General features: G+C 70.1%; 3 protein-coding genes and 1 pseudogene. 2 read left to right on the top strand and 2 right to left on the bottom strand.

Features of this window, described 5'->3' with window-relative positions:
* Positions 1 to 307 precede the first annotated feature (307 nt).
* Positions 308 to 631, top strand: a complete 324-nt coding sequence (locus ABZ656_RS56675; RefSeq protein WP_360280375.1) for an acyl carrier protein — start codon at positions 308 to 310, stop codon at positions 629 to 631.
* Positions 632 to 1,034: 403 nt separating this feature from the next.
* On the opposite strand, the gene tnpA is transcribed toward ABZ656_RS56675, so the two are convergent.
* Both tnpA and ABZ656_RS56665 read right to left on the bottom strand, forming a co-directional pair.
* Positions 1,035 to 1,454 carry an IS200/IS605 family transposase gene (tnpA, locus tag ABZ656_RS56670; protein ID WP_360280384.1) on the bottom strand — a complete coding sequence of 140 codons (420 nt, stop codon included), beginning with the start codon at positions 1,452 to 1,454 and terminating at the stop codon, positions 1,035 to 1,037.
* The gene (locus ABZ656_RS56665) at positions 1,451 to 2,119 is read right to left on the bottom strand and encodes a nitroreductase (protein WP_101403486.1); all 669 of its coding nucleotides are present in this window, start codon (positions 2,117 to 2,119) and stop codon (positions 1,451 to 1,453) included. The genes tnpA and ABZ656_RS56665 overlap by 4 nt, the downstream gene beginning before the upstream one ends.
* A gap of 129 nt (positions 2,120 to 2,248) precedes the next feature.
* Here ABZ656_RS56665 and ABZ656_RS56660 point away from each other — a divergent pair.
* Positions 2,249 to 2,379, top strand: a pseudogene (locus ABZ656_RS56660) (FMN-dependent NADH-azoreductase); the annotation flags it as partial.

Below are 2,379 nucleotides of genomic sequence, written 5' to 3'. Positions count from 1 at the left end.
CGGTCGCGGGCGGCAGCGCGGCCGTCTGAGGATGCCGCCCGCCCTCGCGCGTCCGTCCCATCCCACGCCGCCCGCGGAACGCTCCCCCGCCTCTCCCCCTGCGACGTCCACCGGACCACCGCCCACCGGACCACCCGCCGAACCCGTGAGGCCCCCGCCGGCTACAGCACCGTGGCGGGGGCTTCGGTCATGTCCCAGGACGGGCCTGCGGCCTGAGCGGGCATCCACGGCAACTCGAGCGGGATGCGGCACGGTGCTGCCCGGAGCCCCGCTTCGCCTCTCCCGTGTCCCGGAAGGAAGTCGCCCAATGGCCCACGCACCGTGGAACGCGAAATTCGAGGACGTCCTGCGCCAGGGCCTGCCGGGGCTCGGCAAGGACAAGGAGGCCGCCGCCGACGTCCCGATGGAGGCCTACGGGCTGGACTCCATGGCGCTCATCGGCATCGTCAGCGCGCTGGAGTCCGCGTTCCGCGTCAGCCTCGCCGGCCAGGTCGTCGTCCCGGTGCACGCCCTGACCGCCGGCCAGCTCTGGGGCATCCTCTCCGCCGCGCTGGCCCCGGCATGGGACGAGAGCCGGCCCGCCACAGCCGGCCGCCGCACGCGCGACCTCGGACCCTGGGCCGTGGCCTGAGCGCCGACCGGCATGCCGGTCCCTGGTACTGCGACCGCATCTGACGGTTGTGGCCTCGGCGTCTGCCGTGGAAGCGGCGGGCTCGGGCCCGGCTGCGTCGCCGGAAACATGACCAGTGCAGCTCGTTTCAGCATGATCTAGTGCCGCGGCAGGCAACGTTTGCCCGTCAAGGAGCGGCGTCCGGTGCGTGCTCTCGGCGTGCCGGCCGGAAGTCCTCGCACTGGACGTACTTGGGCTTTCGGCCGGTGCGGCGAGAGTGCGTGCCGGGCGTCGCGACGGGGCGAACGTTGCCTGTTGCGGCACTAGCGCGGAACCCCGGGCGTTCACGCCCGGGGGAAGCGCTTCTCTGGACTGCTCTGACCCGCGGGCGTGCATGGGTCTGCACTGTTTTGGCCTCAGCCGTCTACTGCGGGCGCTTCTGGTTCTCGATGTACTCCTTGATGATGCTGAGCGGGGCGCCGCCGCAGCTCGCCGCGAAGTACGAGGGTGACCAGAAGTGCGCGCCCCACAGGTACTTGCGGATGTGGTCGGGGTACCCCTGGCGGAGTCTGCGGGCGGAGACGCCTTTGAGGGAACCGACCAGCTTGGAGACCGAGACCTTGGGCGGGTAGTGCACGAGGAGGTGGACGTGACCCTTCTCGCCGTTGAACTCGACCAGTTCGGTTTCGAAGTCGGCGCAGACGGCTCGCATGACTTCCTCGCAGCGTCGCAGGATCTCGTCGGTGAACGGCCCGCGCCGGTGCTTCGGAGTGAAGACCAAGTGGGCGTGGAGGGTGTAGACAACCGTGCGGTGCCCTGGCCGGCTGAGGAGGGGCGGCGTCAGTAACCGTCGACGAACGTGACCGTCTCGTCGAGCGGCGCCCGGCCCGTGCGGGTGTATCCCACCGTGACGTCTTCGAACCCGATCGACATGCCGCAGAAGAGGAGGAGCTCGTCCGGGGGTGACAGGACCTCCGCGACGGTCTTGTGGTACTTCGCCCAGGCCATCTGCGTGCAGCTGTGCAGCCCTTCGGCGCGCAGCAGCAGCATGACGGTCTGCAGATACATGCCGGCGTCGGACCATTGGGCCGGGCCCAGGCCGCGGTCGATGTAGCAGAACAGGGCGGCGGGGGCGCCGAAGCAGTCCCAGTTCGCGGAAGCGGCCCTCTGGCGCGCCTCTATGTCCTCGCGCGGAATGCCGAGTGCGCCGTAGCGCTGCTCACCGAAGGCGGATCGGCGCTCCTGGTAGGGGCTCTTCAGCGCCGGCGGGTACTGCTCGTACTCCGGCTCGTCCCAGGGGTCGCCTGCGGCCAGGCGCTCGCCGGCACGCTTCTTGAGCTCGGCCAGCGGCCGGCCGGTCAGCACGTAGACGTGCCACGGCTGGAGGTTCGATCCGGACGGTGCCCAAGCCGCGCCGGACAGCACCCGCTCCAGCACCCCCCTCGGGACGGGCCGGTCGGTGAATCCGCGCACCGCCCGCCGGCTCGTGACCGCCTCATAGACGTCCATGACCGCCTGCCTCCCTCTACTCAACGCCGGCACTTCCGTTTCACTCAAGACAGTATCACTCGATACCATCTCGCGCGAATCCTCTGCCCCTGGTTCCCCGCCTCGGACACCGCTCTTCGGAGAAAGCCCATGGCCACGCTGCTGCACATCGACTCGTCCGTGTTCCCCGGCGAGGTCTCCTCGTCCCGTCCGGTCACGGCGACCTTCCGCAAGGTCTGGGAGGAGCGGCATCCGGAGGGCACGGTGATCTACCGTGACCT

The organism is Streptomyces sp. NPDC007095 (genome assembly GCF_040634475.1).
GTDB lineage: Bacteria > Actinomycetota > Actinomycetes > Streptomycetales > Streptomycetaceae > Streptomyces.
This window is presented reverse-complemented; position numbering and strand designations above follow the sequence as displayed.

Excerpts from the sequence above, each read along its gene's own strand:
- ABZ656_RS56665 (WP_101403486.1), bottom strand. The coding sequence starts at position 2,119 with ATGGACGTCTATGAGGCGGTCACGAGCCGGCGGGCGGTGCGCGGATTC.
- ABZ656_RS56675 (WP_360280375.1), top strand. The coding sequence starts at position 308 with ATGGCCCACGCACCGTGGAACGCGAAATTCGAGGACGTCCTGCGCCAG.